26 protein-coding genes are annotated in these 23706 nt (G+C 54.5%); 12 read left to right on the top strand and 14 right to left on the bottom strand.

Annotated elements, in window-relative coordinates:
* Positions 1-13: 13 nt before the first annotated feature.
* The 4 genes from EHN07_RS01545 to EHN07_RS01560 are packed head-to-tail and all read right to left on the bottom strand — an operon-like array spanning position 14 to position 4515.
* Positions 14-1129 carry a Gfo/Idh/MocA family protein gene (locus tag EHN07_RS01545; protein WP_124022462.1) on the bottom strand — a complete coding sequence of 372 codons (1116 nt, stop codon included), beginning with the start codon at positions 1127-1129 and terminating at the stop codon, positions 14-16.
* Complete coding sequence (locus tag EHN07_RS01550; protein ID WP_124022463.1) at positions 1126-2190, bottom strand: sugar phosphate isomerase/epimerase family protein; 1065 nt, start codon at positions 2188-2190, stop codon at positions 1126-1128. Before EHN07_RS01550 ends, EHN07_RS01545 begins: the two co-directional genes overlap by 4 nt.
* On the bottom strand, positions 2187-3278 hold the full coding sequence (locus tag EHN07_RS01555) for a Gfo/Idh/MocA family protein (protein WP_124022464.1): 1092 nt from the start codon (positions 3276-3278) through the stop codon (positions 2187-2189). The genes EHN07_RS01550 and EHN07_RS01555 overlap by 4 nt, the downstream gene beginning before the upstream one ends.
* Positions 3268-4515 (bottom strand): MFS transporter, encoded by a 1248-nt coding sequence (locus EHN07_RS01560; protein WP_124022465.1) that lies wholly within the window; start codon positions 4513-4515, stop codon positions 3268-3270. Before EHN07_RS01560 ends, EHN07_RS01555 begins: the two co-directional genes overlap by 11 nt.
* A 185-nt stretch (positions 4516-4700) precedes the next feature.
* Between EHN07_RS01560 and EHN07_RS01565 the strand changes: the two genes are divergently transcribed.
* On the top strand, positions 4701-5672 hold the full coding sequence (locus EHN07_RS01565; protein ID WP_124022466.1) for a LacI family DNA-binding transcriptional regulator: 972 nt from the start codon (positions 4701-4703) through the stop codon (positions 5670-5672).
* Positions 5673-5770: 98 nt separating this feature from the next.
* Here EHN07_RS01565 and EHN07_RS01570 read toward each other — a convergent pair whose 3' ends face one another.
* Entirely contained in the window at positions 5771-6196 is a 426-nt protein-coding gene (locus tag EHN07_RS01570; protein ID WP_124022467.1) for an ester cyclase, read from the bottom strand.
* Between the two features lie 103 nt (positions 6197-6299).
* Here EHN07_RS01570 and EHN07_RS01575 point away from each other — a divergent pair, with 103 nt between their 5' ends.
* Positions 6300-7235, top strand: a complete 936-nt coding sequence (locus EHN07_RS01575) for a LysR family transcriptional regulator (RefSeq protein ID WP_124022468.1) — start codon at positions 6300-6302, stop codon at positions 7233-7235.
* 43 nt (positions 7236-7278) lie between these two features.
* Here EHN07_RS01575 and EHN07_RS01580 read toward each other — a convergent pair whose 3' ends face one another.
* Both EHN07_RS01580 and EHN07_RS01585 read right to left on the bottom strand, forming a co-directional pair.
* Complete coding sequence (locus EHN07_RS01580; RefSeq protein ID WP_124022469.1) at positions 7279-8637, bottom strand: esterase-like activity of phytase family protein; 1359 nt, start codon at positions 8635-8637, stop codon at positions 7279-7281.
* Between the two features lie 122 nt (positions 8638-8759).
* A complete protein-coding gene (locus EHN07_RS01585) occupies positions 8760-9872 on the bottom strand; it encodes a cobalamin-independent methionine synthase II family protein (protein WP_124022470.1) in 1113 nt (370 codons plus the stop codon).
* 239 nt (positions 9873-10111) lie between these two features.
* Here EHN07_RS01585 and EHN07_RS01590 point away from each other — a divergent pair, with 239 nt between their 5' ends.
* Positions 10112-11029 carry a bestrophin family protein gene (locus tag EHN07_RS01590; RefSeq protein ID WP_124022531.1) on the top strand — a complete coding sequence of 306 codons (918 nt, stop codon included), beginning with the start codon at positions 10112-10114 and terminating at the stop codon, positions 11027-11029.
* Between the two features lie 37 nt (positions 11030-11066).
* On the opposite strand, the gene EHN07_RS01595 is transcribed toward EHN07_RS01590, so the two are convergent.
* Positions 11067-11570 carry a DUF1993 domain-containing protein gene (locus EHN07_RS01595; protein ID WP_124022471.1) on the bottom strand — a complete coding sequence of 168 codons (504 nt, stop codon included), beginning with the start codon at positions 11568-11570 and terminating at the stop codon, positions 11067-11069.
* 78 nt (positions 11571-11648) lie between these two features.
* Positions 11649-12038, bottom strand: coding sequence for a rhodanese-like domain-containing protein (locus tag EHN07_RS01600; RefSeq protein ID WP_124022472.1), 390 nt, complete (start codon positions 12036-12038; stop codon positions 11649-11651).
* A gap of 225 nt (positions 12039-12263) precedes the next feature.
* Between EHN07_RS01600 and EHN07_RS01605 the strand changes: the two genes are divergently transcribed.
* On the top strand, positions 12264-12575 hold the full coding sequence (locus EHN07_RS01605) for an RcnB family protein (protein ID WP_425267161.1): 312 nt from the start codon (positions 12264-12266) through the stop codon (positions 12573-12575).
* Positions 12576-12611: 36 nt separating this feature from the next.
* On the opposite strand, the gene EHN07_RS01610 is transcribed toward EHN07_RS01605, so the two are convergent.
* From EHN07_RS01610 to pspA, 5 genes are all read right to left on the bottom strand, one after another.
* Positions 12612-12905, bottom strand: coding sequence for a hypothetical protein (locus EHN07_RS01610; RefSeq protein WP_124022474.1), 294 nt, complete (start codon positions 12903-12905; stop codon positions 12612-12614).
* 144 nt (positions 12906-13049) lie between these two features.
* Positions 13050-13286, bottom strand: coding sequence for a phage shock protein PspD (gene pspD / locus EHN07_RS01615; protein WP_124022475.1), 237 nt, complete (start codon positions 13284-13286; stop codon positions 13050-13052).
* 90 nt (positions 13287-13376) lie between these two features.
* The gene (pspC, locus tag EHN07_RS01620) at positions 13377-13736 is read right to left on the bottom strand and encodes an envelope stress response membrane protein PspC (protein WP_124022476.1); all 360 of its coding nucleotides are present in this window, start codon (positions 13734-13736) and stop codon (positions 13377-13379) included.
* Positions 13736-13963 carry an envelope stress response membrane protein PspB gene (gene pspB, locus EHN07_RS01625; protein WP_124022477.1) on the bottom strand — a complete coding sequence of 76 codons (228 nt, stop codon included), beginning with the start codon at positions 13961-13963 and terminating at the stop codon, positions 13736-13738. Before pspB ends, pspC begins: the two co-directional genes overlap by 1 nt.
* Before the next feature lie 61 nt (positions 13964-14024).
* Complete coding sequence (gene pspA / locus EHN07_RS01630; protein WP_124022478.1) at positions 14025-14696, bottom strand: phage shock protein PspA; 672 nt, start codon at positions 14694-14696, stop codon at positions 14025-14027.
* Positions 14697-14868: 172 nt separating this feature from the next.
* Here pspA and pspF point away from each other — a divergent pair, with 172 nt between their 5' ends.
* The 8 genes from pspF (at position 14869) to EHN07_RS01670 (ending at position 23628) form a co-directional block, all read left to right on the top strand.
* On the top strand, positions 14869-15849 hold the full coding sequence (gene pspF, locus EHN07_RS01635) for a phage shock protein operon transcriptional activator (RefSeq protein WP_124022479.1): 981 nt from the start codon (positions 14869-14871) through the stop codon (positions 15847-15849).
* A gap of 173 nt (positions 15850-16022) precedes the next feature.
* Positions 16023-17663 (top strand): ABC transporter substrate-binding protein SapA, encoded by a 1641-nt coding sequence (sapA, locus tag EHN07_RS01640; RefSeq protein WP_124022480.1) that lies wholly within the window; start codon positions 16023-16025, stop codon positions 17661-17663.
* Positions 17660-18625: a putrescine export ABC transporter permease SapB gene (gene sapB, locus EHN07_RS01645; RefSeq protein ID WP_124022481.1), complete on the top strand. Its 966-nt coding sequence runs from the start codon at positions 17660-17662 to the stop codon at positions 18623-18625. Before sapA ends, sapB begins: the two co-directional genes overlap by 4 nt.
* A complete protein-coding gene (gene sapC / locus EHN07_RS01650; RefSeq protein ID WP_124022482.1) occupies positions 18612-19502 on the top strand; it encodes a putrescine export ABC transporter permease SapC in 891 nt (296 codons plus the stop codon). The genes sapB and sapC overlap by 14 nt, the downstream gene beginning before the upstream one ends.
* The gene (sapD, locus tag EHN07_RS01655; RefSeq protein ID WP_124022483.1) at positions 19502-20494 is read left to right on the top strand and encodes a putrescine export ABC transporter ATP-binding protein SapD; all 993 of its coding nucleotides are present in this window, start codon (positions 19502-19504) and stop codon (positions 20492-20494) included. Before sapC ends, sapD begins: the two co-directional genes overlap by 1 nt.
* Positions 20494-21300 carry a putrescine export ABC transporter ATP-binding protein SapF gene (gene sapF, locus EHN07_RS01660; protein WP_124022484.1) on the top strand — a complete coding sequence of 269 codons (807 nt, stop codon included), beginning with the start codon at positions 20494-20496 and terminating at the stop codon, positions 21298-21300. Before sapD ends, sapF begins: the two co-directional genes overlap by 1 nt.
* A gap of 187 nt (positions 21301-21487) precedes the next feature.
* The gene (fabI, locus tag EHN07_RS01665) at positions 21488-22279 is read left to right on the top strand and encodes an enoyl-ACP reductase FabI (protein ID WP_034495629.1); all 792 of its coding nucleotides are present in this window, start codon (positions 21488-21490) and stop codon (positions 22277-22279) included.
* A gap of 188 nt (positions 22280-22467) precedes the next feature.
* Complete coding sequence (locus EHN07_RS01670) at positions 22468-23628, top strand: CMD domain-containing protein (RefSeq protein ID WP_124022485.1); 1161 nt, start codon at positions 22468-22470, stop codon at positions 23626-23628.
* Positions 23629-23706 lie beyond the last annotated feature (78 nt).

The following is a 23706-nucleotide window of genomic DNA, read 5'->3' on the forward strand; positions in this document are numbered from 1 at the left end:
GATTTTCGGCTGATCACCACTCCAGCCATGCACCGCCCCGATGGCTGCTTTCACGCACCGTTTCAATAAATTTCATCCCCGCCAGCCCTTCGGCAATACCCGGTAGCCACGGCGCGTCGCCGCCACGGATTTTAATCGCCGCTTCGCGGTAGATTTGGGCGAACCCCTCCAGATAACCTTCCGGATGCCCGGCGGGTGTGCGGCACTGGTGACGTACGGAATTGTGGTTATTCACGCCGTTGCGCGTGACAACGTAACTATTACCGTGATGAGGATAAATTTCCAGAACTTCAGGCTGTTGCTGGCGGAAGCTGATGCTTGCCCTGCTGCCCACGATGCGTAAACGCAGGTCGTTCTCGAAACCTGATGCCACCTGGCTTGCCCATAAGCGCCCGCGCGCGCCGTTGGCATAACGCATTTCGGCGTACACTTCATCATCCAGCAGGCGTCCTGGCATGCGTGTTAACAATTCACCACGTACCGCCTCTGGCTCCATACCGCTGACAAACGCAGCCAGCTGCCAGGCGTGCGTGCCAATATCGCCAATCGCGCCAGCCCCCGCTAATGCCGGATTACCACGCCAGCTCGCCTGCTTGTTATCCGTTAGCTCAAGACGGTCATTTAGCCAGCCCTGCAAATATTCCACTTCGATGGCGCGGATATCGCCAATTTCACCGTTGGTGATGCGGGCTCGAGCCTCTCGCACCATCGGCAGCGCGCTGTAATTGTGCGTGAGAATAAAATGACGGCCAGCACGCTCGATAACCTGCGCCAGTGCTTGCGCTTCGCCGAGTGTGACGCCGAGCGGTTTATCGCAGATGACGTGAATACCGTTTTCCAGGAAGGCCTTAGCAATCGGAACGTGCAGATGATTTGGCGTGACAATGGAAACCACTTCGATGCCGTCAGGCCGTGCGGCCTCACGCTGCGCCATCTCCTGCCAGCTACCATAGTTGCGGTCATCATCAATAAACAGCGCCTCACCGCTGCGTTTTGCCACTTCCGGCGAGGAAGAAAACGCGCCAGCAACCAGCTCAAACTGGTCATCCAGCCGCGCGGCGATACGATGTACGCCGCCAATAAACGAACCTTCACCGCCGCCGACCATACCTGAACGCAGTCGTTTCATGAGTTGTCCTCCAGCCCAAGCATGCGGCGCACCGTGGATTTTTCGCTCTCACGCAGCGCAAAGTCGTCAAAGGCATAATCAGCAACCGGAATAATATGGTCGGCGATAAATCTGGCCCCTTCGCGCGCGCCCGCTTCGCCTGATTTCAGGCAGCATTCCCATTCAAGCGTGGCCCATCCGGCGTAGTCGTATTGCGCCAGCTTGCTGAAGATGGCTTTAAAATTAATCTGCCCGTCGCCCGGGGAGCGAAACCGCCCCGCGCGTTCAGTCCACGGCTGATAGCCGCCATACACGCCGCTTTTAGCCGAAGGCAAAAACTCAGCGTCTTTTACGTGAAACGCTTTAATGCGCTCATGGTAGCGATCGATAAAGCCGAGGTAATCCATCTGTTGCAGCAGCATATGGCTCGGATCGTAGAGAATGGCGCAGCGCGGATGGTTAGCGACCAATGCCAGAAAACGCTCGAAAGTGACGCCATCATGCAAATCTTCGCCGGGATGCAGCTCAAAGCAGAGATCCACGCCCGCTTCATCAAAACTCTCAAGAATCGGCAGCCAGCGAGCGGCCAGTTCGCGGAACGCTTCGTCAATTAACAACGCATTGCGCGGCGGCCATGGGTAAAAATAGGGCCAGGCCAGCGCGCCGGAGAAGGTTGCATGAGCCTTCAGACCTAAGTTTTGCGAAGCGCGAGCGGCCTGTTTCAGGCTGTTTACCGCCCACTGCTGGCGGGCAACAGCATCCTGTGCCAGCTCCGGCGGTGCAAACCCGGAAAACGCGGCCTCATAGGCCGGATGCACGGCAACCAGCTGCCCCTGCAAATGCGTAGACAGCTCGCTGATTTCCAGCCCGACATTTCCCAGCACGAGACGAATTTCCGCGCAGTAATCCTTATTTTCAGCCGCTTTTGCGAGGTCGAAAATATGTGGCAGATGAGTGGGAAGCTGCACCGCTTTGTACCCCAATCCTGCCGCCCAGGCGGCTAGCGTGTCGAGTGAGTTAAACGGGGGGTTGTCTGCGATAAACTGTGAGAGAAAAATGGACGGCCCTTGCAGGGTTTTCATGACAACATCTCCTTAATCAGCACCGTGCGCTCCTCGCGCGCGGCAAGGTCTGCGGCCAGCACCACCGCCAGGCTATCAATCGCCTGTTGTTGATGCTGCGATAAATCGAGATCTTCAAAAATGGCACGGGCAAAAAACTGCTGCTCAAGCTGGCACAGCGCAAAGTGGTCGGGTTCATCGCCGGCCCTAAGCCATTCATCCTGATGGGTAAATTCTCCCTGCGCGTTCAGTTCTGCGTGATGAAGGCGCAAAGATTCGGTGCGCGTGTGCGCGGCAACATTCGCCGACTGCCCTTCACCACCGGCTTCATGCGCCACAATCGACGCGGAGCCTTGCGGGCCAATCACATCCTTGATAAAGAATGCGGTCTGGCTCATCATCGGCCCCCAGCCCGCTTCATACCAGCCGACCGAACCGTCGGTAAAACGCACCTGAAGCTGGCCGTAGTTGACCCGTTCGGCGGCTATTTCATCCGTTAAACGCACGCCAATCGCGCTTACCGAGTGCGGGCTGGATTGCGTCATCTGGCACATCACATCAAGATAATGCACGCCGCAATCGACAAGCGGCGACAGCGACTGCATCAGCATTTTGTGCGTGTGCCAGGCAGTGCCGCTGCTTTGCTGGTTCAGGTTCATGCGCATCACCAGCGGTTTACCCAGCCCGTGAGCCAACTCGATAAACCGTTGCCAGACCGGGTGATGGCGCAAAATATAGCCCACCACCAGTTTCTTACCGGCAAGATTGGCTGTGGCAACCACTCGTTTAGCCCCGCTCACCGTGGTAGCCAGCGGTTTTTCAAGAAACACATGGCAACCCGCAGCCAGGGCGGTGAGCGCCAGCGCTTCGTGGCTATCCGGCCAGGTGGCGATGCACACCGCCTCGGCCTGCGTCTCTTTAATCGCCTGCGGTAAATCTTCAAATAATGGCAGCTCGACGGCAAGCTGCGCCCGGAGGCGCGCTTTAGAATCGCCGCGAGCCACCAGCCCGCAAAGCGTGAACGTCTCTAATTGCTGATACGCAAGGCTGTGGGCGGCCCCCATATTTCCGCAGCCCACAACCAGCACGCGCAGCGGCTTATTTGCCATGCTGCTCACCCTCTTTGTAGTTAAAGGTGAAGAAGAAGAGCGCGGCAATCACCACCGCCGCAATCGCCGGCATCCACCAGAACTGTTGCCATTGCAGCAGGCCCTCCGTCCCTTGCGCGGTTACCGAACGATTGAACACCGCCCCGCTGATTTGCGAACCAATCAGCATCCCGAGGCCGTAGGTGAAGAGCACCAGCAGGCTTTGCGCTTGCCCTTTCACTTTGTTTCCCGCCACCTTATCGGTGTAGATAAAGCCGATAACAAAGAAGAAGTCATAGCAAACCCCGTGCAGAATGATGCCGATGTAGATCATCCAGCGCGTCTCTTCGGTGATACCCAGGGCGAACATGGCGTAACGCAGGAACCAGGACAACATCCCGATAAGCAGCATCATTTTGATGCCCAGACGGCGGAAGAAGAACGGAATCAGCAGCATAAACAGCAGCTCAGACATCTGCCCGAACGCCATCACTCCGCTAACGTTTTCAAAACCCACCGCTGAAATAAACGGCGCTGCGTAGGCGTAATAGGCCGCCAGTGGAATCGAAATCAGCGTGGCGCAGATGATAAACACCATAAAATGGCGCTGCTTGAGTAACGCAAACGCATCAGCGCATAGCAGATCACGCATCGACAGCGGTTTACCGCGATCCGGCGCGGGGGTATTCGGTAACGTGAAGCTGTAAATACCCAGGACGACGGAAGCAATGGCCGCCAGCGTGAAGATCCCGGTGCTGTCTGAAAGACCGCTGGTGCCGACTATCAGCCCCGCGACAATCCAGCCGATGGTGCCGAAAGCGCGCACGATCGGGAACCCTTTTTCACTGTTTGCCAGGCTATGGAAGGCCACATTATTGCTCAGCGCGATGGTCGGCATGTAGCACAGCATGTAGGCGAAGACCACCCACAGTAAGCCGCTCTGCCCGCTTTCAAACATACCCGGCAGCCACCACAGCAAGGCCGCGCCAATCAGGTGCAGTACACCGAGCACTTTTTGCGAGGCAAAGAAACGGTCTACCAGCATCCCGAGGACAAACGGCGATAAAATCGAAGCGATTGGCCCGGTGGAATATGCGTCACCAATTAACGCGCTCAGGCCAAATTTTCCCATCACCACGCCCAGCGTCACATACCAGGCCCCCCAGACGAAAAACTCAAGAAACATCATTAATGACAGACGTGGGATCACCCATTTATGGGTTACCGCTTGTGCTCCAACAGCCGACTGAGAAGACATAGATCCTCCACTACAGAGTATTGATTTAAGGGTAAGAGGTTATTTTTGTAATCGATTACATTATCACTTCATTAAAAATGTAATCGATTTCAGCGGGCTTACCATCCTGCAGGTGCGTTATTTGGTACTATCAGTTCAAATCTGCAATGTGGTTCACAATTCAACCCATCGGGCAAAGGATCAATATGTCGATAGAGAAAGTGGCGCGAATTGCCGGTGTTTCCACCGCAACCGTTTCCAGGGTGCTCAATGGCAACCCTGCGGTGAAAGCGGACACGCGCGACAAAGTGCTGGCGGCGATCGAAGCCTGTGAGTACCGACCTAACCTGCTGGCGCGCCAGTTGCGGACCTCCCGCAGCCGCATGTTGCTGGTGCTGGTATCCAATATCACTAACCCCTTCTGCGCCCGCGTAGTGCGCGGCATTGAAGAAGAAGCTGAAAAACAGGGCTACCATATTTTGCTGTGTAACTCTGAATCGCGCCTGACCCGTGAATCAGCCTATTTGCGCCTGCTGAGCGGCAAGGTGGTGGATGGGGTGATTACGATGGATGCCATCAGTTGCTTACCGGGGCTGACGACGCTGATTGGCGACTCGCCGTGGGTGCAATGTGGCGAAGGGGATCCGGGCTATCGCGCTTCGTCGGTGACAATTGATAATTTTAAAGCGGCGGCGGCGGCGGTTGAGCACCTTGCGGCATCAGGCTACCAACGTATCGCGCTGATTAACGGCGATTTACGCTATCTCTATTCCCAGCAGCGTGAGGCCGGATATCGCGCCGCCTGCGATAAAAACTGGCAGGCGGTCGTCTATACCGACAGCCTGGAGTACCAGGCGGGCGTACAGGCCATGGCCGAACTCTTTACCCTGCCAGAGCCTCCCGATGCGGTCTTCGCTATCTCCGACGCGCTGGCGGGCGGCGCACTGCATTATGCCCACCAGCAAGGGCTGCGGGTGCCAGAAGATGTGGCGATCATGGGCTTTGATGGCGTGCCCTTTGGCTCCGTCACTTACCCGCCGCTCACCACTATCGAACAGCCGATGCACCAGCTTGGCGTGCGCAGCGTGCAATTACTCCTTGAACGCATTGATAACCCGGAGGTGGAAACCGTGAATGAAATTCTGGACTGGAAATTAGTGGTGCGGGGATCGGTGTAGGATTTAGGTGAGGAAATAATATTATTGCGGGAAATGCACTATTCCCCGCAATAATTCTGGCACCTAATGGATAGCGTTATCCGCTATTTGTGGTCGGTTTATTTATAGTTAATTATCCCAACCTGTTTCGCCATAAATAATTCATTCCTTTCGACGATCTCTTCAACTATTTTGCCCTGGGCATTAAAACGGAAATAGGTCAGCGCAGTCCAGGTCACATCTTTGCCATGAACATCAAAGCCGTGCCAGGTGTTAGAGCCACGCGCAACGTGTTGCAAATGCACCACTACCACATCTTCAGTCACCACTTCTTTGTTAAATGTCGTCACAATCGAATCATAGCGATCTAATACGTGTTCGGTTAACGCTTGCTTGAAATTTTCAATACCCTGTATTGGCGCGTCACAATCAGGACGATGAATAATAACGTCCCGGTCAAAATATTCTGCAACGCGCTGCGCATCTTTACCATCGACGCAATATTTAAAGTATTTTTTTACCGTCTCAAGGTTATTGCTATTCATAATAATCACTCCGGCTGGATAATATGCAACCGAGTATAGGAAGGTTTGTGATATTCGTAAATAACCGATATATTGCATGTGGTATTCCAAAAATGGATAGCATATGCGAACAGACAGACTGGAGCGCTGGGCGACAGTCAGGCACTTTCGCCTGGCAATAGCGCTTTTCGAATACGGCAGCGTTCTTCACGCCTCGCGTTCACTCAAGATATCTCAGCCAACTGCCAGTAAGCTGCTATTGGATCTTGAAGATGCGGTGGGCGCAAAGCTTTTTTTGCGCAATCGTCGCGGTGTAACCCCCACCGAACTGGGTCGGGATTTTATCGAAAGAAGTAAAATGGTGCTGGCCCAGCTTGACCATGTTTCTCAGGCAATTGATGCGCTGGGGCGTGGGCACGCAGGCAGAGTTGCCATCGGCAGTATTCTGACCGGGTCGAGCTATCTTATCCCCGCAGCCATTGCCCGGCTGAGCGTGTCACGGCCTGATATCCGCATAAAAATTGTGGAAGGCGTCAGTGGCGATCTCATACCGCGACTGATTTCCGGAGAGCTGGATTTTTTAGTGGGCCGCCTGTCAGACATCAGCTCCAGCGCGGCGATCGTGCAGGAAGCGCTATTTAGTGAAAATGCCATTATTGTTGCGCGGCGCGGGCACCCACTGGAACAAAATCCCAATGCAACGCTTGAAACATTAAAACGTGAGGCCTGGATCCTGCCGCCGGTTGAGACAACGTTACGTAAGCAGTTTGATAATATTTTTTATAACGAAAATACCGACCCTCCTCATGCCACTATTGAAACGGTCTCATTTTTCAATATTCTGTGGTTATTAAAAAAGACTGATTTACTGGGGATCCTGCCTCAGTCCATTGTCACGGATCTGACTTACCGTAACGACCTTGTGCGTCTCCCTGCATTTGAGCCGCTGGTTCTGGAACAGATCGGTATTTCCCGGCTTGCCGATGCCGAATTATCACCCGCGGCAATGGCACTGATAGACTCCATTCGCAGCGTAATGGAAAGCAAAACTGAAAAATAGAACAAGGGCAACCCGATGGCTGCCCTTGTTCTTTAACCGCGTTTTACTTTAAGGATTCAGGTAGCTTAATTATCCACAGCTCGCTCTCGGACTCGGGTTTTTCCAGCGGCTTTAAGGCGATTTTTGTCGCCACTTCTTTGCCGTCGCGTGTCAAATGCCCTTTGCCGTCCACTTCATACGCAGCGGCTTTTTTAGCGTCGGCATCCGGGTTTTCCAGCGCCGCCTGCAGACCAAAATCGTTGTCGTTGATCAGTGCAAGGGTCTGGTTATCAACCAGCGTCATCCCTTCGGCTTTTTCCTGCTGCCAGCCGAGTTTGCGCAGATCGACAATCTCTTTTTTCTCGGCCAGTTTGATAGCGCGCGCTTCCAGCTGCGCCGCATCATCAAACTCTGGCGCCCGGTCTTTATCAAAGGCGCTGAGATCGCTTGCCTGGCTGAGATCGACCACATACACCAGATTACGCATGACTTTATTTTTATCGCCTCCCTGCTCGATAATCAGCAAGCGGTTATTATCCAGCGCCACGATGTCGCCAATTTTGGCATCTTTGGCTTTCTTGTAAGCATCCACGTCGATGGGGTAACCGTACATCGCAGTTTTGCCGGTTTGCGGATCAAGCGTTACCAGCCGTGTGAACCGCGCGCTGTTTTTAGTTTTGCCGTCGATATCCAGCGTGCTTTGCACCGCGGCGATAATACGGCCGTCCGGCATACGCGTGATGCCTTCAAAGCCACGGTTGGCCTGGCGCCATTTCAGGACATTAGGCAATCCCCCAGCCACGCCCTGCTCACCTTGCTCTGCCTGCGGGCCGTGTTTTTTAAGGATTTTGCCGTTAGCATCGATATTGATGATAAACGGGCCATATTCATCGCACAGCCAGTAGCCGCCGTGACCATCAGGCGTGATGCCTTCCGTATCCAGCCCGCGTTTATCACTTGCTAAGCGTTGCAGGGTATCGCCAAGGGCGATTTCATTGGTGGCACCAATTAAGCCTTCCGGCAGCGGCAAACCGCTAATCGGGCCGTTTTCATCGTGCAGCGCGTGCGCGTCGGTAGCCTGCGCTTTGCCATCGGCTACGCGGATGGTCATCAGCAGCGGGGTAAATGCCGGGTTAGCAAATATCTTTGACTCTTTTTTGCCAGATTTCGGCGAGTCAGCATTTGGGCCGCGATCGGTTACCGTCGCAAATAACAGCGCATTGCCCTCTTTGCGGATAAATTGCAGGCCCGAGCCCACGCCAATCGGCAAACCGTTCGGGAAATTAGCGGCGTAAGCGCCCTGATAGTCAACATGATCGCCCTGCAGAAAGGTGACAACGTAACGCTCAACCTGCGGCTGCGCCGCGTAACTTGCCAGAGGGAATAAAGCGGTTAATAACAGCGCAAAAGGTTTTAATTTCATCGGGTTCGCGTCCTTCGTTTTTGGTCATCGAGTTATAAAGCAGCGATATGACAAAAATATGACGGCGCAAAACGACAACCGGGCCGCCTCTTTACGGCACCGTTCGTTACCCGATAAAATAATTACCAGACCTTTTCTGCAATCTGAGTCACCAGGCGAACTTTGTCCCACTGCTGCCCGGCGCTCAGGCTGTTGCCCTCCTCCGTTGAGGCAAAACCACACTGCGGGCTAAGGCAAATTTGGTCGATGGCGACATATTGCGCCGCTTCGTTAATTCGCTGTTCAATCAACTGCGGGTTTTCCAGCTCGCCATTCTTGGTCGTAATCAGCCCCAGCACCACCTGCTGATGGCCGGGACGCACAAAGCGCAGCGGTGCAAAATCACCGGAACGATCGTTATCGTATTCAAGGAAGAAAGCGTCTACGTTTACGCTGCCAAACAGTACCTCGGCCACCGGTTCATAACCTCCTTCGGAAATCCACGTTGAGCGGAAGTTGCCGCGGCACACGTGCAGGCCAATAACTAAATCGTCCGGCTTGCCTTCCAGCGCCTTATTGAGCACCTGCGCATAAATTTGCGCCAGCCGATCCGGATCGTCACCACGCTCGCGGATCTCTTTACGCTGCGCATCGGAACACAGATATGCCCATACGGTGTCATCAAGCTGCAGATAACGGCAGCCCGCCGCGTAAAACGCCTGAATTGCGTCGCGCCAGGTGGTGGCAAGATCGTCAAAATACTCTGTTAAATCAGGATAGACCTGGCTGTCGATAGCGTTACGCCCCCCGCGGAAATGCAGCACGCTCGGGCTTGGAATGGTCATTTTGGGCACCGCATCGCCGCTGATGCTTTTCAGGTAGCGAAAATCTTCCAGCATCGGGTGCGAACCAAAACCGAGTTTGCCCACCACCCGCACGCTATGCGCTTTGGTCTGCACGCCGTTAAACTGAATGCCCTGCTCCGATTCATAGCGCTCCACGCCCTGCAGACCGTCAAAGAAATCAAAATGCCACCACGCGCGGCGGAATTCACCGTCAGTGACAACATGCAGCCCGCAGGCGCATTGTTGTTCAACAGAGGCACGGATGGCCTCATCTTCTACTTTACGCAACTGGCTGGCGTCGATCTCACCTTTAGCAAAGGCCAGACGGGCATTTTTAATAGCCGTCGGGCGTAAGAAGCTACCGACGATGTCGGCACGGAAGGGAGCGCGATGAAGAGTGGAATGCGGCATGTGATTTCTCCGTTGCCCCGGCTAATTAATTTAGCAGGGTGATAATTCATTATTTGAACATTTAGCCATCTGGACGGCTATTTATGCTGTGGAGCATGGCAGAGGGCGTGGATGTCCGCAAACGAAGATCTTTCATGGTTATTGAAAATAATTCATGTTGTTAATCAGCTGTAAAACAAGTTTGATCTGGCTCACGGTTTGCCGTTAAATATGGCGTCCTGTTCTTGAGCCTCCTGATTATGATTGTTCGCCCGCAGCAACACTGGTTTATCCGTTTATTCGTCTGGCACGGTTCGGTACTACAAAAAATTTACTCCCGCCTGCTGCTGAATATTGCCCTCTCCATCAGCGTGATTTTCTTTTTGCCGTGGTATGAAACTCTCGGCATTAAGCTGACCATTGCACCCTTTAGTATTCTCGGCGTGGCGATTGCTATCTTTTTAGGCTTCAGAAACAGCGCTTGTTACGCACGCTTTAACGAAGCGCGCACGCTGTGGGGGCAGCTGGCGATTACGCAGCGGGCATTTTTGCGTGAGGCAAAAAGTCTGCTGGGCGAAAACAAGAGTCAGATCCGGGCGCTGGTAAAATTACAGGTGGCCTTCTGTCACGCTCTGCGTCTCACGTTGCGTAAGCGCCCGGTGGAGGAGACGCTCAAAAACTATCTCACGGCTGATGAGCTACAGTGGGTGACAAAAAGTCACGCGCCGTGCAACCGCATACTGTTGCTGATGGGCGACTGGCTCGCGGATAAGCGTAAACAAGGGGGGATTTCCGATGTGGTGTGGAGCAGCCTGAATCACCACCTCAACGATTTATCGGCGGTTGCCGGGGGCTGCGAGCGCATCGCCGGTACGCCGGTGCCGTTTGCCTATACGCTGATTTTGCACCGAACCGTGTATCTGTTCTGCATCATGCTGCCTTTCGCGCTGGTCACCGACCTGCATTACATGACGCCATTCCTGTCGGTGTTTGTCTCCTATACCTTTATTTCGCTCGACACCCTGGCTGAAGAGCTGGAAGAGCCGTTTGGCACGGAAGACAACGATCTGCCGCTGGATGCCATCTGCAATGCCATTGAGCGGGATTTACAGGATATGGACGAGAGCGAACAACTGCCGGAAAAACTGCGCCCGAACCGCTATTACCGCCTGAGTTAATGGGGTGCGGGCGCACAATTAATAAGCCAGTCGGTATTTAGAAGATCGGGCCGACGAAATCACGCTTGCCTAACGGCACGCCTGCCTGACGCAGGATGTCGTAGGCGGTGGTGAAGTGGAAATAGAAGTTCGGCGTAGCAAACTGGTAAACGTAACTGCGGGCGGTAAAGCGCAGCTCGTGTTCACGGGCCATCACCACAATTGGGCGCTCGTCGTCACCTTCCAGCTGCGCGTCAGTGATGGATTTCATGAACTCAACGGTAGCGTTAATACGCGCCTGCAGTTGTTCAATAGTCGTTTCGCTATCTTCCATTACCGGCGCATCAACGCCCGCCAGGCGAGCAACGGCGCGTTTTGCCATATCGGTGGTGATTTGTACCTGGCGCACCAGCGGATACATATCTGCGGCCAGTGCAGCCTGCAGCAGGCTCTCTTCCGTTTTGTCGTTCTCTTTTGCCCAGCCAGCGGCCTTCTCAAGAATGGCAGCCAGGTTACTCAAACCGAAGATGAATTGTGCATTGGTTTCGCTGTAAATCGACATTGTGACTTCCTTCAGACAGGACTAATTTGTGGCAGAGATTACACCGGGTTAGCGCCGGGGGGATAGCAAATTCAACAATCAGGCAAAGCTAAAGCCTTCGTCTGCCCAACCCGTGATACCACCGATCATTATTTTCACCGCGCGGCCCAGACGCGCCAGCTTCAGCGCGGCGCGATCGGCCCCATTGCAATGCGGCCCGGCGCAATAAACCACAAACAACGTGTCGGCTGGCCACTGCGCCATACGCTCCGCGGAGATTTCCCGGTGCGGTAAGTGCAGCGCGCCCGGTATATGACGGCGCGCAAAAGCTTCTGGCGAGCCCACAACGTGCAGCAGCACAAAATCTATATCCCCTGCTTTCATCGCGCTATGGACATCATCGCAGTCTGTTTCAAGCGATAAGCGCTGGAGAAAATGAGCGGCGGCGATTTCTGGAGCAGCGGCAGGATTATCAGTAACGTAACTCATCAATACTCTCCTATGTTGTAGAGTTGTTACTATAAAGAGAGTCCGGCTGCCCGTCGATGAGATCTCAACCGTTTGCGACCAGCGATTTACGTCAGGTAACGAAAAATTTATTACTTCACGCGAAACAACGTGATAGAGATAACGGCATTATTTGAAAGTGAGCAGATGAATGTATCTGGAGAAGCTATGCGTAAATTGAATGTGTTTATTTTTTCTGCGGCCCTGATGGCCGGCTCTTTGCCGATGGCGCTGACGGCGCAAGCCGCGGACGCCCCGGTGGCCACACCTGCACCGCCGAGTTCTTCCTTTGAAATCCAGCAGTTCCATGCCGACTACCGGCCATTTAAAATTGGCGACATCGTGCCGGATTTGTACCGCACCAAACCTTATCAGATTGACGCCTGGAAAATCAGACACCTGCCAGCGCCGGTTGCGGGTAGCCACTGGACCTATATGGGTGGCAACTACGTGTTGATCACGGACGCGGAAGGCAAGATTTTACGCGCCATGAAAGGCGAGATTTTTTACGGCCACTAGTAAAACGGCCCCGGCAATCCACCGGGGCTTTAATGCCTACCCTTTTGCCAGCGCTTTAATCTTCGAGAAGCCATACTCAAAAATCATATCCGTGGTACAGATAAACACCACCACATCACCCGATTCGCACTCTTCGAGCGCAACATTTAACTCGGCATCGAACTCTTTCGACAGCTGCGGCATTAACATCTGCATATCGCCCGGATAGTCGTCATCGTTGTCTTCCGGCATATCTTCAATTTTCGAACCACGCACCACGTAAATCAGCAGATTCTTGTCGTTGACGGTGATGGGCGCGCGCAGATATTTACCCGTCGGATGCTTAGCCATGTCGTTACCTTTTATTGAGAGTGGTCAATTTCGCGCTATCCTCGCAAAAGACGGCGCGAAAAGACAGCCTTCGCGTGTGACAAGCCCCGGTTACGCACTAAGGTTACGCACTAAAGTAAGGAAAGTTCAAAGCAAGTAACAGGGTTAAGGGGCGTTATCACTGAGGCCTTTATAGCGCGCGGAAACCTTACGCAAAATTTTCGCGATGGCAGGCTCAAGCACCAGCGCCAGCAGCATTTTCAGAGGGCGACGCGCTACGGACTTAACCGCCCAACCCGCGACGCCTGCGGGGCCATAACGCAGAGCGGTCAGCAATACTAACTTACCCACGATTTTAAGGCCCGGCTTCGCTTTGTTCGCTGCCGTCTGGAATTTGGACATCTCACCTCCGGGAAAACGGTTAAGTATGGGCAGTCAATCTACTGCCCTCACCCCGGCCCTCCCCCTGAGGAGAGGGAAAACACCGGGGAGTTAAAGCTGGCGGAAGCGGCTACGCAACGTAAAAGTATCGGACGTTATGTAGCGCTCCATAGAGCGTAAACGCTGTTCGCCTGCGGCTAATTCAGCATCGGCTTCATCAAGTAAATCCCGGCTGGTCGGCTGTGGCTTTCCCTGCTCCGCGCCCGCAGGCATCGGATCAAGGATAAAAGTCAGGGCAATGTAGGCCACCAGCACCAGGAAAAACAGGCCAAAAATCATCGCCAATACGGTAATCAGGCGCACCAGTTTCACAGGAACGTCAAGGTATTGCGCGATACCCGCACACACCCCTTTCACCATTCCCTTCTCGGGAATACGCCACAATTTACGACCGGAAATCGATCTCACCATTATTTGTCTCTCCAGTTAGGATGTTCTGCATCAAGGATCTGTTCCAGCGTCTGAATGCGTTCACGCATCCGGCGTGCATCCTCTGTTAGCTGCGCCAGCCGCTGTTGCTCGCCCTGAGAAAGCTGCCCGCCATTCTCGGCCCGGTTGTTGTAGTGCAACCACAGCCAGATGGGGGCGACAAACAACACAAATATGGTTAACGGAATGGCAAGAAAAAGCGCGCTCATGTCTACTCCTTTTACAAGTCAGGCTTACCGCGGCATGGCTGACATGCCGCAGTGAAGTGAATTACCCACGGTCCTGGTGATTCATTTTAGCTTTCAGCGCAGCCAGCTGTTCGCTGATTTCGTCATCCGCTTTCAGCTCAGCAAACTGCGAGTCGAGGCTTTTTTGCTTACCAAAGCCGTGGCTTTCCGCTTCCGATTCCATCTGGTCGATGCGACGCTCGAAGGATTCAAAACGCGCCATCGCTTCGTCGATTTTACCGCTATCAAGCTGGCGACGAACATCGCGTGAAGAAGAAGCCGCCTGGTGACGCAAAGTCAGCGCCTGCTGGCGAGCGCGGGTTTCGCTGAGTTTATTCTCCAGCTCGCCGATCTCTTTTTTCATCCGCGCCAGGGTTTCATCGACATGCACCACTTCATCTTCCAGGGTGGCGATCAGGTCGGTCATTTTTTGTTTTTCGATCAAGGCCGCACGCGCCAGATCTTCTTTATCTTTGCGCAGCGCCAGTTCGGCTTTTTCCTGCCATTCAGCCTGCTGAGCGCTCGCCAGTTCTACGCGACGGGACAGCTGTTTCTTTTCAGCCAGCGCCCGAGCGGAGGTAGAACGCACTTCGACCAGCGTGTCTTCCATTTCCTGAATCATCAGGCGTACCAGCTTCTGTGGATCTTCTGCTTTCTCAAGCAGCGAGTTGATGTTGGCATTCACGATGTCGGCGAAACGAGAAAAAATACCCATAATGCAATCCTCTTTAGTCATTATTTCCGGTGCCTGGCACCTGCTCGCCATGAATATTGCAACCGCCATGCCAACTTTTTACTTTGTTGATTTATAAGTAAATGATTAAATTTGACTCGCCGGGCAGAACGCTTATATTGGTGACATTCACTAACTATTGGTCAATTTAACCATGGCAGACAGCAAAGATAACCTGATCGGTGAAGCAAACAGCTTTCTTGAGGTGCTGGAACAGGTCTCCCGCCTCGCCCCGCTTGAAAAACCGGTGCTGGTGATTGGTGAGCGCGGCACCGGTAAAGAGCTGATTGCCAACCGCCTGCACTTTCTCTCACGCCGTTGGCAAGGGCCGTTTATTTCCCTTAACTGCGCCGCCCTTAACGATAATCTGCTGGACTCGGAACTTTTTGGTCATGAAGCCGGGGCATTTACCGGAGCGCAAAAACGCCATCCCGGGCGCTTTGAACGGGCTGATGGCGGCACACTCTTCCTTGATGAGTTAGCCACCGCGCCGATGATGGTGCAGGAAAAGCTGCTGCGCGTGGTGGAGTACGGCGAACTTGAACGCGTAGGTGGCAGCCAGCCGTTGCAGGTTAATGTACGGCTGGTTTGCGCCACCAACGCCGATCTGCCAACGCTTGCGCAACAAGGAAAATTCCGCGCCGACCTCCTGGACCGCCTGGCTTTTGACGTGGTGAACCTGCCGCCGTTACGTGAACGCCAGCCCGATATCATGTTGATGGCCGAACATTTTGCCATTCAGATGTGCCGCGAATTACAGCTTCCCCTGTTTCCGGGGTTTACTGACGCCGCGCGGTTAACGCTGCTCAATTACGCCTGGCCGGGAAATATTCGGGAATTAAAGAATGTGGTCGAGCGCTCGGTTTATCGCCACGGCAGCAGCGAAGAACCCGTGGATGAGATTATCCTCGACCCGTTTATGCGCAAACCGGCCCCCCTGATGCAAACCAGCGATTCGCAGCCGGCCCTGCCTGTGGACTTACGCGCCTGGCAGAACGCGCAGGAAAAAGCGCTGGTAGAGCAAAGTCTGGCACAGACCCAATACCACCAACGCAAAGCCGCTGATTTGCTCGGACTGACCTATCATCAGTTACGTGCGCTGCTGAAAAAACATCAGGTCGTGCAGCCGGAATAATCTTCCGTGCCGTTCTGGCATTGGCGAAAGCCGATAAACGCTGTAAAAAACAGCATCCCCCTGTTTTTTTCACAGGCTTTGGCGATAAAAAAGGCAAAATAGCCTGACATATTTTGGGAAGCCCTGCAGAGTGCGATACACTTTGGCTATCACCTGAGAAAACTCAAAAACTTATGCGCGGACTTGTTTCCTCCCTGTTACTGGCGGTTAACTGCCTGAGTGGCGCGGCATTGGCTGCCCCAGCTGTTGAAAAACCAGCCGATATCCGTAGCAGCGGATTTGTTTATTGTGTCAACGGTCAGGTCAATACCTTTAATCCGCAGATGGCCAGCGGCGGTTTGACCGTGGACACTCTGGCCGCACAGCTCTATGACCGACTGCTGGATGTCGATCCCTACACTTATCGCCTGGTGCCTGAACTTGCACAAAGCTGGGAGGTGCTGGATAACGGCGCAACCTATCGCTTCCATCTGCGCCCGAATGTTCAGTTCCAGACCACGCCGTGGTTTAAGCCGACTCGCGCGCTGAATGCCGATGATGTGGTGTTCAGTTTCCAGCGCGTCTTTGACCGCCAGCACCCATGGCATAACGTCAACGGCGGCAACTACCCCTATTTCGACAGCCTCCAGTTCCCGGACTCGGTAAAAAGCGTTCGTAAGCTTGATAGCAACACCGTTGAATTCCGCCTCGAAAAGCCGGATGCCTCCTTCCTGTGGCATATGGCGACCCATTACGCTTCCGTTATGTCTGCTGAATATGCGCAGCAGCTAACCAAAGTTGACCGCCAGGAATTAATGGACCGCCAGCCGGTAGGGACCGGCCCCTTCCAGATCGGTGAGTATCGTGCCGGGCAGTATATTCGTCTGGCGCGCCACCCGAAGTTCTGGCGCGGCGTCCCGTTAATGCCGCAGGTGGTGTTGGACTTAGGTTCTGGCGGTACCGGCCGTCTGTCGAAGCTGCTGACCGGCGAGTGCGACGTGCTGGCCTATCCTGCCGCCAGCCAGCTGACTATCTTGCGTGACGACCCGCGTTTACGCCTGACCCTGCGTCCCGGCATGAACATCGCATACCTGGCGTTTAACACCAATAAAACGCCATTAAATAATCCGGCGGTGCGCCACGCGCTGGCGCTGGCGATTAACAACCAGCGCCTGATGCAGTCGATTTACTACGGCACCGCAGAAACCGCGGCCTCTATTTTACCGCGCGCTTCCTGGGCTTATGACAGCGATTCTAAAATTACCGAATACAACCCGGAGAAAGCACGCCAGCAATTAAAAGCGCTCGGGCTGAATAATCTGGAATTACGTCTGTGGGTACCGACCAGCTCTCAGGCCTGGAACCCCAGCCCGTTAAAAATGGCCGAGCTTATTCAGGCCGATATGGCGCAAATTGGCGTGAAGGTAATTATTGTGCCGGTGGAAGGCCGCTTCCAGGAAGCGCGGCTGATGGATATGAGCCACGATTTGACACTTGCGGGCTGGGCGACAGACAGTAATGATCCGGATAGCTTCTTCCGCCCGATGTTCAGCTGTGCGGCGATTCGTTCGCAGACCAACTACGCCCACTGGTGCGATCCTAAGTTCGATCAGGTGCTGCAAAAAGCGCTCTCGTCTCAGCAGCTGGCGTCGCGTATTGAGGCTTACCGTGAGGCGCAGGATATTCTGGCTGAACAGCTGCCGGTCTTGCCGCTGGCCTCCTCGCTGCGTCTGCAGGCCTATCGCTACGACATTAAAGGGCTGGTGCTGAGTCCGTTTGGCAACGCATCTTTTGCAGGCGTGTCCCGTGAGAATGTTGAGGTGAAAAAACCATGATTATTTATACTCTGCGCCGCCTGCTGCTGCTGCTGGTGACGCTGTTTTTTCTGGCCTTTATCGGCTTTAGCCTGAACTATTTTACCCCTCACGCCCCGCTACAGGGCGCCTCATTGTGGAACGCCTGGGTATTCTGGTGTGAAAGCATCCTGCAGTGGGATTTTGGCGTATCAAGCATTAACGGCCAGTCGATTAACGAACAGCTGCGGGTGGTGTTTCCGGCCACCATGGAGCTGTGCATCCTGGCCTTTGGCCTTGCGCTGCTGATTGGTATTCCGGTGGGCATGTTAGCCGGGGTGATGCGCAATAAATGGCAAGACCAGCTTATCAGCGCTCTCGCCCTGGTCGGCTTTTCGATTCCGGTGTTCTGGTTCGCCCTGTTACTGACGATGTTTTTCTCGCTCACCCTGGGCTGGCTGCCGGTTTCCGGGCGCTTTGATTTGCTCTATGAAGTCAAATCGGTGACCGGTTTTGCGCTGATTGACGCCTGGCTCTCCGACTCCCCTTATCGAGAAGAGATGATCGTCAGCGCCCTTCGCCATATGGTGCTGCCGGTGGCGGCGTTAGCCGTCGCGCCAACCACGGAAGTGGTGCGTTTGATGCGGATCAGCACGATTGAAGTGTTTGACCAGAACTACATTAAAGCCGCGGCAACGCGTGGCTTATCGCGTCTGACCATTCTTCATCGCCATGTGCTGCATAACGCCCTGCCGCCGGTTATTCCACGCCTTGGCCTGCAGTTTTCAACCATGCTGACGCTTGCGATGATCACCGAAGTGGTCTTCAGCTGGCCGGGCCTTGGCCGCTGGCTTATCAACGCGATTCGTCAACAGGACTACGCGGCAATTTCAGCCGGTGTGATGGTTATCGGGTCACTGGTTATCATCGTTAACGTGATCTCCGATATTTTGGGCGCCATGGCCAACCCACTGACACATAAGGAATGGTATGCCCTACGATAGCGTTTATCGCGAGAAGCGCCCGCCCAGCACGTTACGCCTGACCTGGCACAAATTTTACGGCGACACGCCGGCGATGATTGGCCTGTATGGCTGCGGGGCATTGGTCTTGCTGTGCGTGTTTGGCGGCGTTTTTGCGCCTTATGGTATCGATCAGCAATTCCTCGGCTACCAGCTGCTGCCGCCTTCATGGTCACGCTATGGCGACGTATCGTTCTTCCTGGGGACGGATGACCTTGGGCGTGATGTATTAAGCCGCCTGTTAAGCGGGGCTGCGCCAACCGTGGGCGGCGCGTTTGTTGTCACGCTTGCGGCTGCGGTGTTTGGTATAGTCTTGGGCGTGGTCGCTGGCGCCACACATGGCCTGCGCTCTGCGGCGCTCAACCATATTCTTGATGCTCTGCTGTCGATCCCTTCTTTATTGCTGGCGATTATCGTGGTGGCTTTTGTGGGGCCGCATCTGGTACACGCGATGTTTGCCGTATGGCTCGCTCTGCTGCCGCGCATGGTGCGTTCGGTCTACAGTGCCGTGCACGATGAACTGGAGAAAGATTACGTTATCGCCGCCCGCCTGGATGGCGCATCCACGCTCAATATTCTCTGGTTTGCGGTGATGCCGAATACCGCCGCCATCCTGGTCACCGAAATCACCCGCGCCCTCTCTATGGCAATTCTTGATATTGCGGCATTGGGTTTCCTCGACCTCGGCGCACAGCTTCCGTCGCCTGAGTGGGGCTCGATGCTGGGTGACGCGCTGGAGCTGATTTATGTTGCTCCGTGGACGGTTATGCTGCCAGGCGTGGCGATAATGATCAGCGTATTACTGGTTAACCTGCTGGGCGACGGTTTACGCCGCGCAATCAACGCGGGGGTGCAATAATGCCATTACTTGATATCCGTAATCTGACCATTGAATTTATGACTGCCGAAGGTTGGGTAAAAGCCGTCGACCGCGTCAGCATGACCCTCAACGAAGGGGAAATTCGTGGGCTGGTGGGGGAATCGGGCTCCGGAAAAAGCCTGATTGCAAAAGCGATCTGTGGCGTCACCAAAGATAACTGGCGCGTGACGGCAGACCGTATGCGCTTTGACGACATCGACCTGCTGCGCCTGAGCGGGCGCGAGCGCCGCCGCCTCGTCGGCCATAATATGTCGATGATTTTCCAGGAGCCGCAGTCGTGCCTGGACCCGTCGGAACGTGTTGGCCGCCAGCTGATGCAAAATATTCCCGGCTGGACCTACAAGGGCCGCTGGTGGAAACGCTTTGGCTGGCGTAAACGCCGCGCTATTGAGCTGCTGCACCGGGTCGGGATTAAAGATCATAAAGATGCCATGCGCAGCTACCCGTACGAGTTAACCGACGGCGAATGCCAGAAGGTGATGATTGCCATTGCGCTAGCCAACCAGCCGCGTTTGTTGATTGCGGACGAACCCACCAACGCCATGGAGCCGACCACCCAGCTGCAAATTTTCAAGCTGCTGACGCGTCTGAACCAGTACAACAACACCACCATTTTGCTGATCAGCCATGACCTGCAGATGCTGAGTCAGTGGGCCGATAAAATTAACGTGATGTACTGTGGGCAAACCGTGGAAAGCGCGACCAGCGAAGAGTTAATCGCTACGCCGCACCACCCTTATACCCAGGCGCTTATTCGCGCGATCCCGGACTTTGGCAGCCCGATGCCCCATAAAAGCCGCCTGAACACGATGCCAGGGGCAATACCGTTACTGGAACATTTACCCATGGGTTGTCGACTCGGGCCGCGCTGCCCCTATGCCCAGCGCGAATGTATTGAAACCCCGCGCCTGACGGGAGCAAAAAACCACCTGTATGCCTGCCACTTCCCGCTGAATATGGAGAGCCAGTGATGGTCGAAACGTTGCTCGAGGTTCGCAATTTAAGTAAGACGTTTCGTTACCGGACCGGCCTGTTCCGCCGCCAGCATGTTGACGCGGTAAAACCGCTGAGTTTTACCCTGCGTGAAAAACAGACGCTGGCGATTATTGGCGAGAACGGCTCCGGTAAATCAACCCTTGCCAAAATGCTGGCGGGGATGGTGGAACCCACCACGGGCGAAGTGGCGATCAACGATCATTTGTTGCAGTACGGCGATTATACCTACCGTAGCCAGCATATTCGCATGATCTTTCAGGATCCGAGTACCTCGCTAAATCCGCGCCAGCGCATCTCGCAGATCCTCGACTTCCCGCTGCGCCTGAATACCGATCTGGAGCCGGAAGCGCGCCATAAGCAGATCGTCGAAACGTTGCGCATGGTGGGCCTGCTTCCCGACCACGCCAGCTACTACCCGCATATGCTGGCCCCCGGGCAAAAGCAGCGTCTGGGCCTGGCGCGGGCGCTGATTCTGCGCCCAAAAGTGATTATTGCTGATGAAGCGCTGGCCTCTCTGGATATGTCCATGCGTTCGCAACTGATTAATCTGATGCTCGAACTGCAGGAAAAACAAGGTATTGCCTATATTTACGTGACACAGCATATCGGCATGATGAAACACATCAGCGATAAAGTGATAGTGATGCATCAGGGGGAAGTCGTTGAGCGCGGCAGTACCGCTGAGGTGCTCGCCTCTCCGCTACATGATTTGACTAAGCGCCTGATTGCCAGCCACTTTGGTGAAGCGCTGACGGCAGATGCGTGGCGTAAGGATCGCTGAGCCCCCTAACAGGAATGACCTCTGGCGAAGCGATAACCAGTCAGGGTCGCGGCCTGAAAATAAGGTGACACAACACCGCGCGAGTGGGATATAATTTCACTTTCGTGTTGAAAAATTGTGACCAATCATTGGCAACTTGATGATTATACAGTTATAAAATTAGCAGAAACTATAAGGATTCAAAGCTATGGGTTTTCTTACCGGTAAACGCATTCTGATCACTGGCGTCGCCAGTAAACTCTCCATTGCCTACGGTATCGCGCAGGCGATGCACCGTGAAGGTGCTGAACTGGCCTTCACTTATCAGAATGAAAAACTGAAAGGCCGTGTGGAAGGTTTTGCTGCCGACCTGGGTTCAAGCCTGGTTCTGCCGTGCGACGTGGCAGAAGATGCCAGCATCGATGCAATGTTTGCCGAGCTTGCCAAAAGCTGGCCGAAGTTTGACGGTTTCGTTCACTCCATTGGCTTCGCGCCAGGGGACCAGTTAGATGGCGACTACGTGAATGCGGTAACCCGTGAAGGCTTCAAAATTGCTCACGACATCAGCTCCTACAGCTTCGTCGCGATGGCTAAAGTTTGCCGTGAAATGCTCAACCCGGGTTCCGCGCTGCTGACTCTGTCTTACCTGGGCGCCGAGCGTGCAATCCCTAACTACAACGTTATGGGTCTGGCTAAAGCCTCTCTGGAAGCTAACGTGCGCTATATGGCGAACGCGATGGGTCCGGAAGGCGTACGTGTGAACGCCATTTCTGCCGGTCCAATCCGTACTCTGGCCGCCTCTGGCATTAAAGATTTCCGTAAAATGCTGTCACATTGCGAAGCGGTAACGCCGATTCGTCGTACCGTGACCATTGAAGATGTGGGTAACTCCGCAGCGTTCCTGTGTTCCGACCTGTCTGCCGGCGTTTCCGGTGAAGTGCTGCACGTTGACGGCGGCTTCAGCATCGCGGCAATGAACGAACTGGAACTGAAAGACTAATTCCTTTTCGCCACGCGGGTAGGCATTCGCCTACCCCGTCATTTTGCCCCCGCTCAGTTATGCCTTTCTGATATTTGTTATCACCTATCATTCTTTTGTCGTGTTGCTGGGTTACGCCAGGATAAAGCAGCAAACCAGGCCGTCAGGTGTTTTCCCCGGCTGGTAAACTCTTTGACCAAGGAATGACCATGGAACAACGCCGAATGTCAGCTAAAGGCCAGTGGTATCATGAAACCCAGTCCAGCCGCGGCGATGATGCAGTGCTGCCGCTGGTTCCCGAGGCGGCGTTCCACAATGACCGATTTTTACTCGACCTCAATCTCAGCAGTGAACAACGCCATGCGCACCAGGATTGGCTTACGGCTGCGCGTGCTGCCAGTGAATGTCTGTTGCCCGACAATAGCCCTGTGACCCGCTTACACACGCTAAGCTGCTATGATCGGCTGAGCACCGCGCTCACCGTGGCGCAGGTCTATGGGGTACAGCGTCTGTGTAACCATTATGCGGCCCGCCTGGCCCCCCAGCCGGGACCTGACTCATCGCGCGAAAGCAATCGTCGTCTGACTCAAATCACCCAGTATGCCCGCCAGCTTGCCAGCCAGCCGACATTGATTGACGACGCTGCCCGCTCGCAGCTTGATGAAGTGGCGCTGTCGGTGAATGATGTGGTGACCTTCAACCAGCTGATTGGTTTTATCGGCTTTCAGGCGCGGGTGATTGCGGTATTTCAGGCGCTTCAGGGACTACCTGTGCGCTGGCTACCGGGGCTTGATACCCAGCAAGATGCCAGCGCTGAGCTATTCCTTGCAGGAGAAAAGCAGTGGCAGGCGGGACTGCCTGCCGTTGAGGGGCGTTACGCCAATACCGGGCAGCTCGAAGTCTTCAATCAGTGCCTGCCGCAGAGCGTATTGCAAGAGATGAGCTGGCTGCTGCTTCACGATGCTACGGCGCTTGCCGCGCTTGGCCAGATAACCAGGATATTGCTGGCGGAAACCACGCATGCCTGTAACGATCGGCTTTTGGTGGGGTTGCTCACCGCCCGTATCAATGGCAGCGTCAGCTGCTTTACGGATTTTGCCCGTGCATGGCGCGGTGAAAATGGCTTGCCAGAAGCGATGCGTAATGGTGAAAGAGCCCTTCAGGCATGGTGTCACAATCGTCCACGTGAACAAGCCATCATTCAGGCGGTACGCGTATTAACCCGCGCGCCTGGCAGTTTTAGCGCCGCCCAGCTGCAACCGCTGTTTGAGTGGGGCCTTAGTGAAACAGAGGTTTTGCGCCTGCTGGTCAGTGCCGGCGTATATGGCTGGCTCAATCGCTTAAAAATTGGGCTTGGCAATGCCCGCTAACCCGTGGAACGCCAGCGCTTTTGCGGCAAACAGCGCTTGCCGCAAAGGGTGGTTTCGCGTAAAACTGTCAGCCGCTCT

This window comes from Buttiauxella warmboldiae (assembly GCF_003818135.1).
GTDB lineage: Bacteria > Pseudomonadota > Gammaproteobacteria > Enterobacterales > Enterobacteriaceae > Buttiauxella > Buttiauxella warmboldiae.

Coding starts and splice junctions, on each gene's coding strand:
- EHN07_RS01600 (WP_124022472.1), bottom strand. CDS start 12,038: ATGAGTTACGTTACTGATAATCCTGCCGCTGCTCCAGAAATCGCCGCC.
- pspC (WP_124022476.1), bottom strand. CDS start 13,736: ATGGTGAGATCGATTTCCGGTCGTAAATTGTGGCGTATTCCCGAGAAG.
- sapA (WP_124022480.1), top strand. CDS start 16,023: ATGCGCGGACTTGTTTCCTCCCTGTTACTGGCGGTTAACTGCCTGAGT.
- sapD (WP_124022483.1), top strand. CDS start 19,502: ATGCCATTACTTGATATCCGTAATCTGACCATTGAATTTATGACTGCC.
- EHN07_RS01595 (WP_124022471.1), bottom strand. CDS start 11,570: ATGTCGATTTACAGCGAAACCAATGCACAATTCATCTTCGGTTTGAGT.
- EHN07_RS01560 (WP_124022465.1), bottom strand. CDS start 4,515: ATGTCTTCTCAGTCGGCTGTTGGAGCACAAGCGGTAACCCATAAATGG.
- sapC (WP_124022482.1), top strand. CDS start 18,612: ATGCCCTACGATAGCGTTTATCGCGAGAAGCGCCCGCCCAGCACGTTA.
- sapF (WP_124022484.1), top strand. CDS start 20,494: ATGGTCGAAACGTTGCTCGAGGTTCGCAATTTAAGTAAGACGTTTCGT.
- EHN07_RS01580 (WP_124022469.1), bottom strand. CDS start 8,637: ATGAAATTAAAACCTTTTGCGCTGTTATTAACCGCTTTATTCCCTCTG.
- EHN07_RS01610 (WP_124022474.1), bottom strand. CDS start 12,905: ATGGCTAAGCATCCGACGGGTAAATATCTGCGCGCGCCCATCACCGTC.
- EHN07_RS01575 (WP_124022468.1), top strand. CDS start 6,300: ATGCGAACAGACAGACTGGAGCGCTGGGCGACAGTCAGGCACTTTCGC.
- pspB (WP_124022477.1), bottom strand. CDS start 13,963: ATGAGCGCGCTTTTTCTTGCCATTCCGTTAACCATATTTGTGTTGTTT.
- EHN07_RS01565 (WP_124022466.1), top strand. CDS start 4,701: ATGTCGATAGAGAAAGTGGCGCGAATTGCCGGTGTTTCCACCGCAACC.
- EHN07_RS01590 (WP_124022531.1), top strand. CDS start 10,112: ATGATTGTTCGCCCGCAGCAACACTGGTTTATCCGTTTATTCGTCTGG.
- EHN07_RS01585 (WP_124022470.1), bottom strand. CDS start 9,872: ATGCCGCATTCCACTCTTCATCGCGCTCCCTTCCGTGCCGACATCGTC.
- EHN07_RS01670 (WP_124022485.1), top strand. CDS start 22,468: ATGGAACAACGCCGAATGTCAGCTAAAGGCCAGTGGTATCATGAAACC.
- EHN07_RS01545 (WP_124022462.1), bottom strand. CDS start 1,129: ATGAAACGACTGCGTTCAGGTATGGTCGGCGGCGGTGAAGGTTCGTTT.
- EHN07_RS01570 (WP_124022467.1), bottom strand. CDS start 6,196: ATGAATAGCAATAACCTTGAGACGGTAAAAAAATACTTTAAATATTGC.
- EHN07_RS01555 (WP_124022464.1), bottom strand. CDS start 3,278: ATGGCAAATAAGCCGCTGCGCGTGCTGGTTGTGGGCTGCGGAAATATG.
- EHN07_RS01550 (WP_124022463.1), bottom strand. CDS start 2,190: ATGAAAACCCTGCAAGGGCCGTCCATTTTTCTCTCACAGTTTATCGCA.
- sapB (WP_124022481.1), top strand. CDS start 17,660: ATGATTATTTATACTCTGCGCCGCCTGCTGCTGCTGCTGGTGACGCTG.
- EHN07_RS01605 (WP_425267161.1), top strand. CDS start 12,264: ATGGCCGGCTCTTTGCCGATGGCGCTGACGGCGCAAGCCGCGGACGCC.
- fabI (WP_034495629.1), top strand. CDS start 21,488: ATGGGTTTTCTTACCGGTAAACGCATTCTGATCACTGGCGTCGCCAGT.
- pspD (WP_124022475.1), bottom strand. CDS start 13,286: ATGTCCAAATTCCAGACGGCAGCGAACAAAGCGAAGCCGGGCCTTAAA.
- pspA (WP_124022478.1), bottom strand. CDS start 14,696: ATGGGTATTTTTTCTCGTTTCGCCGACATCGTGAATGCCAACATCAAC.
- pspF (WP_124022479.1), top strand. CDS start 14,869: ATGGCAGACAGCAAAGATAACCTGATCGGTGAAGCAAACAGCTTTCTT.